The sequence below is a fragment of the Streptosporangium sp. NPDC006013 genome, from assembly GCF_040614275.1.
Lineage (GTDB): Bacteria > Actinomycetota > Actinomycetes > Streptosporangiales > Streptosporangiaceae > Streptosporangium.
In genome coordinates this window covers 1-6,450 of record NZ_JBEXUE010000536.1, presented here as the reverse complement: position 1 = coordinate 6,450, position 6,450 = coordinate 1, and the positions used below count along the sequence as shown (strand labels likewise).

Annotated in this window: 5 protein-coding genes; 1 reads left to right on the top strand and 4 read right to left on the bottom strand. The window is 64.5% G+C overall.

Translation table 11 applies throughout. The features are described 5' to 3' along the window. Positions 1 to 359 precede the first annotated feature (359 nt). Complete coding sequence (locus ABZ260_RS44145; protein ID WP_355629967.1) at positions 360 to 761, top strand: hypothetical protein; 402 nt, start codon at positions 360 to 362, stop codon at positions 759 to 761. On the opposite strand, the gene ABZ260_RS44140 is transcribed toward ABZ260_RS44145, so the two are convergent. From ABZ260_RS44140 to ABZ260_RS44125, 4 genes are all read right to left on the bottom strand, one after another. After that, positions 727 to 1,587 (bottom strand): pentapeptide repeat-containing protein, encoded by an 861-nt coding sequence (locus ABZ260_RS44140; protein ID WP_355629970.1) that lies wholly within the window; start codon positions 1,585 to 1,587, stop codon positions 727 to 729. The two genes, ABZ260_RS44145 and ABZ260_RS44140, sit on opposite strands and share 35 nt — an antisense overlap. 563 nt (positions 1,588 to 2,150) lie before the next feature. Beyond that, positions 2,151 to 4,004, bottom strand: coding sequence for a hypothetical protein (locus ABZ260_RS44135; protein WP_355629965.1), 1,854 nt, complete (start codon positions 4,002 to 4,004; stop codon positions 2,151 to 2,153). Positions 4,005 to 4,040: 36 nt separating this feature from the next. After that, entirely contained in the window at positions 4,041 to 4,991 is a 951-nt protein-coding gene (locus ABZ260_RS44130) for a hypothetical protein (RefSeq protein ID WP_355629962.1), read from the bottom strand. Positions 4,992 to 5,323: 332 nt separating this feature from the next. Continuing rightward, complete coding sequence (locus tag ABZ260_RS44125) at positions 5,324 to 6,292, bottom strand: ankyrin repeat domain-containing protein (RefSeq protein ID WP_355629959.1); 969 nt, start codon at positions 6,290 to 6,292, stop codon at positions 5,324 to 5,326. Positions 6,293 to 6,450 lie beyond the last annotated feature (158 nt).

The following is a 6,450-nucleotide window of genomic DNA, read 5'->3' as shown; positions in this document are numbered from 1 at the left end:
GCTTCACGGTCGAGTGGGGGGTTCGGGGAAGTCGACATAGACGGTCTCCGTAGTGGTCGGAGACCCAGGTGTCAACGATGTTCGTCAGTTTTAGAGCTTCGGGGCACAGTCGATTTCTTGCTCGGCGGATTCGACGCTCTCTTGGCTGCGATCGTTCCAGAACTCCTGGCCGGCCTGGAAGGCGCGCACGTGGTAGCCCGGGCCGCTGACCGGTTTCCTGCTCGTGTGCGCTCCTGCGGGAAGGGGAGGGAGAGCAGGTCCTCGATGATGGCGTATCTATCTTTAGCGGCCATGCCGCGAGCATAAGGAGGCGACGAGTGTGAGCGCCGCTATGGGCGATCTCGGTAGAGTGGCCCGCCATGGGCGTTCTCGTCGACTACTTCACTGCGGACTCCGAACAGTCCGCCCGGCTGGCCCTGTCCGGTGGGCCGGCGACCGCGAACCTGCCGTATGTCGACTGCAAGGGTTGGCTCGACGGGCTCGACGGGCTCGACACGCTTGCAGCCGAGCTCAGTGGACGTGACCTCAGCGAGTTCGGTGACAGTGAGACCGTCGCCGACGATGGCGAGTCGGCGAACGTGGACCGGGCGGCGCCCGAAACTGTCGTTGCCCTGGCCGCTGTGGACGACGCCCGGTTGCGCGAGTACGCGGAAGAGGAACTGCTCGAAGAGTTCGAGAGCGGGCGCATCATGGCCCTGCGGAACCTGGCCCGCGAGGCGGTACGGCTCAACCAGGGGATGTATCGCTGGGTGTGCGCCTGAGTGCTTCGAACAGTTCCTCGCGTAGCGCGGGTGGGAGCTTCCGTCCCATGTCCAGTGGGCTCACCAGCGCCTGGTCGTCGTTCTGCTCCAGGGCGCAATCCGCGAGGAACTCCAAGCTGAAGCCGGCCATCTCCCGATGGCGCGGATCCGGCCAGTGCTCCACCAGGGGCAGCACTGCATCCACCCGTTGGCTGATCCGGTCGAGGAGCGCGTAGCCGGGCAGGCCCGGGAAACGCTGCGCCTGGAGATCGATGTGGTGGAAGGCGACGTGTTCGAGTTCGGCTCCGGTGAAGTCGTTACCGACGAAGTCGTTGCGGTCCCGTCCTACCGCGTCCTGGTCATGATCGTCCGGGCGGCCCCAGAAGTTGACTTCCCGCACCCGGCCGTGGAAGACGCAGTTGACGAACTCGGCTCCGAACGTGAATGTCTGCTCTCTCAGTCGTGATCGGTCGAACAGACATTTTTCGAAGCGGACGTTGCCGAAGAAGGTGGGGAGTGCGAAGCGGGTACGCCGGAAGGTGCAGTCTCGGAAGATCGACTGCGGCCAGTCGGCGCCGTTCCGTGACCCTCGAACGCCGGTGCTGCCCATCGACAACTGCTCGAAGGTGGCGCCGGAGAAGTCGCAGTCCTCGAAGGTGCTGTCATGGACGTTGAAGTAGGCGAACCGCATTCCGGAGAAGTCGACGTTCACCAGCCGCGCCCGGTCGAAGATCACTTCGGACACTCCGGGGGGCAAGTCGAGCCGCTGGTCGTGGAGCTCGCCGCGGGCGATCCATGTGGACTGCCACTCTTCCGGGCTCGGCTGGAGGCTGAACTGCTCGAACATGCTCAAGCCGACCACCTGCCGCAGCTGGGACCATGGCCTGTGCCCGGAGAGTGTCCTGCTGTCGAAGGGCCGCGAGAGGCGCTGTCCTCCGAAAAGGCGAGATCACACATGCGCGGAGTCTTGCAGTTCAATCCGACAAAAGCTGGTCGTTTCGATATCGAAGCCGATCTTTCTGTGCCTGGTGTAACCGTCAGGCACGGAGAGATGAGCCACAGCGGTCCCAGGTAGGGGCGAACGCTTCTGCGCGCCGAGTAATCGCCAGCAGACGAGAGAATCGCGTGGCTCATCGGGAGAACTGGTCGGCGGGGAACTGAGTGACCAACTGGGTGACAACAGCCACGGACGGGGCCGGACGATCACGGACGACGAGAGACTGTCTCCGCAGCTCAAGTAGCGCATAAGTCAAGGTGCTAGGCCGGATGACTTGGCTTCGCATCGAAGGGGTCAGGGGTTCGCGGTGCGCAGCTTCGGGATCTGCGGCTCCAGATCGCCCGCGGTGGTGGTTAAGTTGCGCGACCGGTGTCTGTTGCGCTGCGTCCGGCTTAGACCGCCTGATACTCCTCTTACTGCGCGAGGCACTGCGCTGCTTTGACGAAGACCTTGCCCCAGAACGTTGTGACATCCAAGGCGCCGTTCTCCAGGTAGCGCTGCATGATGTTGTCCTCGAGAGTGGGCGCAAGCGACGCCCCAAGTACCTCTATGACGAGGTCCTCCGGGAGCAGCCCTCGTGCGGCCACCCCCTTCCAGGTCCCGAGGACCCGGCCAGCTGCTTCTCGCGTATCTTCACGCTCCAGCGCCCGCCTGAAGGTGGCAACGAGCCCGAACCGGTCGCGTGGGTCGGAGATGTCGGCTCCGTGCGGGCCGCATAGGGCGGTTATGCCGTCGTCGGTGGACGCAAGCCCCATAACGGCCACGATGCCCGCACGCTCGGTCGCCGGCTTGTCCAACCATCCGCCGATCACCGTGTCAAAGACGATTTGGCGGTGCTTCCCGGCCAGTGAGGTGAACGCCTTCGCGAGGATCTCGTTGTCGACATCCTTGGTCTTGAGAGCGGCCCGCTGAAGACGTACGAGAGCCATGGCAGGCTCCTTCTCGCCGAACACGCCGCCGCATACCTCGGCGACCAGCTCGACCAGCTGTTGCGGCGGGTTATTGGTCAGCCAGGTGTACAGGCGTGCGCGAATGTACGGTCCGAACCTCGGGTCGATGGCTGCGTTGGAGAGGGCCTGGGCCAGGAACGACCGGTTGTTCGCGAGGAGCACGCGCCGCAACCGTTTGATGATCTCGCCGTCCCGGAAGTGCAGCGCCAGATCCAGAAGGGCGTCGATGACCCTAGCGGCGTCGTCGGGCGGCAGCTCTGCCGCCTGCTGCACGGACCACTCGGTCAGCAGTTGCCGGTACAACTGAAATTCGTCCCACAGATGTCGGCGCGCGGCGACTGCGAGGCCATGATGGTTGGGCGCCAAGTAGGCTCTATCCCCGCGCCGGACAATGTGGGCCTCCTCCAGTCGCTTCGAAGTGATGGTGTCGGCCAGCACGGCCGCCGGGCCCCGATTCTCGCCGAGCTTTACGCGCAAGGCCTCGGACATTTGAAGGATCGACAACGTGCGTCCGCCGTCGCAGAGCGCTGCGGACCAGAGGAGGGTACGAGTACCGAGGGGCCTGGGAAATTTCTTCTCCAACCAGGTCTCCCAACCGCTGTACTCGTCGGCGATGTCCTCCGCCTTCAGACTGGTGGACTTCCTGATGATCTCGGCGAGTCGGGCGGCGTCCTCGGCTCGGGGCGAAGAGTCGAAAATCTTGGCCAGGGGCTCCTCGTCGAGCAGGTGAACACGGTCGTCGAGGCCGAAGGCGTCAAGCTGGCGCTCTACCAAGTCGCGGGCGTCCGGGGACGGCAGCGGCACGAGCAGATGTTGCAGGTGCTGGGTCCACGGCCCGGCCCAGACGCGACCAGTCACCAGCACGACGAGGAAGGCTTCGTTCTCCCGCACCCAGGACCGCAACCCCTTGCCGAACTCCTCCGCGGGCTCTTCCGTCGCGTTGGAAAGATCGAGGACGTAGCCATGGCCGACCTCGGCTGGAGGCAGGAGACGTCGTTGCGGCCGCGCCCACGTGGGTTCCAGCTCGTGGAGCGCCTCGCGTGGAGAACAGTCCAGCAACTGCCGCAGGGCGGCGGTGTGGCGTCCGGTACCGACGTCGCCGAGCAGGACCACGACTCGGTGTGTACGCAGCAGAAGATCGAAACGGTCCCATTCCTCACCGTCGGGAGCGACGAAGCGGTCGTCGTCGCAAACCACAAGCTCGTCGTCCGTGATCGCACGGACCTCGACCAGCTCCTCGCCGTAGTTGTTGAAGTGCTGGACCCCGGCCACGAATGCCGTGGCTCTGTCACTAACAGAGACTTCTAGCGTCGTCATCGACTCTATCCTCGGCAACTCGAATGAACGGTGACGTCACCGACCGATGCGCAGCCCGTTGAACACCTGATTTCCGGCGGCGGAAAAGACGGTTCCAGATTCGGAATTGGTGATGTTGATGGTCGTTGTCCTGGTCTCGGGGGCACTTAGGACCGCACGTGCGAGGTCGAGCCCGTACCTTCGCAGCAATTCAGCGCAGATCATCTGCTGGTCAAGGTCGCCTGCCCGGGGCCCGACCTCCTGGGCCAGATCGTAGAGCCGTCCGAGGACGGTGTCCGCCGGCTGACCCGCGGCAGAGGCGAGGTCGGCGATCAGGTCGAGTTCCGCACGCCAGTCGCGGCCGTCGCGACCGACCTGCACGGGCCACACGTGCAGGGCGGAGAGGATCTGGTGGGTCAGAGCCTTGGCCTTGAAGCGGTCATCGGTCGTGGCTGCGGTGGTCACACCGGTTACGACATGGTCGTGACGGGTTCGCAGGGCGGAGCGGGTGACCCCTTCGCTCAGCAGCCGACCGAAGGAGACCGCGTCCGGATGTGCGCGGGCCATGGTCGTCAGCTCGGCCAGAGCTTCCAAGTCGCTGACGGGGCCACCGGCCGCCAAACCCAGGAGTAGGCGTCCGTCCTTCAGCTCCTCCGCGTGGGAGAGGTACGCCTCGATTGCGGTCGACATCACCTTGACGAACTCCGGGTTGCCGCCAGTGATCGGCAGGCGCTTCTTGACCTGGATTTCGATGGTGGGGCCCTGGCCTGCCGCGTCCGTTTCCACCACTATGTCGTCGAAGGCGTGACCGGCGACCCTCTGCTGGAGGGCGACGCGCTGGATGGGCAGCTCGATGCCGATCGGGACATGCGCCCGCCGCAACATTCGGCTCAGCAGCACGGCCGCGAGCCGATACTCGAAGATCACACCAGCGCCGCCCGTCGCTTCCGGGGAAACCGCACCACCAGACACCCAGACCACCCGCCCGAACTCTTGGAAGTCGCGCAATGATGAGAAGCATAAACGGGACTACCGACAGAACGTTGTGATGAGGAGGACTGCTGGATGTGCATCGGGTCCTTAAGGACGACCTCCTGCCATTCATCACTGATCGCTGTTTGGCCTGGCCAGAACGGCATCCGTGGCGATTTCGCGACGTCACAACCCTAGTGCAGTTCATCCCGAGGTAACAGTCCAGGAGAGTCCGTCCTCCAACCACTGATGCCACTCGAAGAAACCGCGGTAATAGTCGATCACATGATCATTGTGGCGGAGGTCGAGCCGCAGGATGAAGGCCCGACTCCAGATAGCAGAATCGAGCTTTCTCGCCGTATCTCCGGTTAACTCCACCAGTCTTGTTCAGGCAGCTTGAGCCACATGTCGGCCTGGCCGTTGATCGATCGGGCGTCAGTCGGCCGAAGGCCTGCTCCGGCGAAGCAGTAAGCCTCGGCCTGGTGGTGGTAGAGGTAGGTGGCGAGGATCTCCTCTGCGGATTCTTCGGAGTAGACGCTGCCGCCGCCGGGGTGGGTGTCCCATTCCTCGATGGCGCCATCATGGGCGATGGCACCCTGGTTGCCGCTCTTAGGATTGGCGAACAGCCCGTAGCAGACGGTGCCCACCGACAGGCGTTCTATGACGCCGGGGTTGGACGCGGCGTATCCACACGGCTGAAAGACGACGCATCCGCCGGGCACGTCGGTGACACCGATGACGGACAAACTGGCGTCGAGATCCGCCCAGGGATCCTCCATGATCTCTTCAACGTCGGCGTCATCAACCGGTACGGCCTCCAGGCGCCGCATCGCCTCGGCAGCGGTAATGCCAGCTACGCAGGCGAGGCTGTGGCCGTCGTCGTCGAAGCGCCCCAACGCGGCGATCAGGCGTCTGGCCTCCGCCACGGCGGCGGCCTCGGTGGCGGACAGGCCAGCCTCCCCATCGGGAAGAGTGAACAGATCGGGGGTGGGAGTGGCCAGGCTGAGCCGTCCGGGAGACCAGCCGTTCATCATTGGTCGCCACGGGTTTGCTCCGGCGGCGATAAGTGCGCGGGCGTTGTCGGGGCGGTTGTTGAAAACGGCGAGCCAGAGTGCGGTACGACCTTCGTGCTCCGCGTCGACGTCGTCGACGCGCTGGGCCAGTTCCGTGACCACCTCGGGTGAACCGCGCTCGGCCGCCTCATGAAGTGGCCGTCCATGGAAGGACGTCCCTGAGTTCGGGTCGGCTCCCGCGTCGAGCCGGGTACGGACCAGGCTGAGGTTCGTCCAGCCGTCCCAGCCGATGCTGGACCATCCGGATCCATCGTTGACGACCATGGCCGCTCCTTGAGGGGATGTACGGGATGTATGACTGCCGATCATGGCGTACGAGGCCGACAGCCCGAGCGTCACCGACAGGGTGCCCCGGATCGGCAGGGACTTCGTCCTCGATGTCTCGATATATCCGGATATCCAGGAGCTTTACCTGGTCGCGG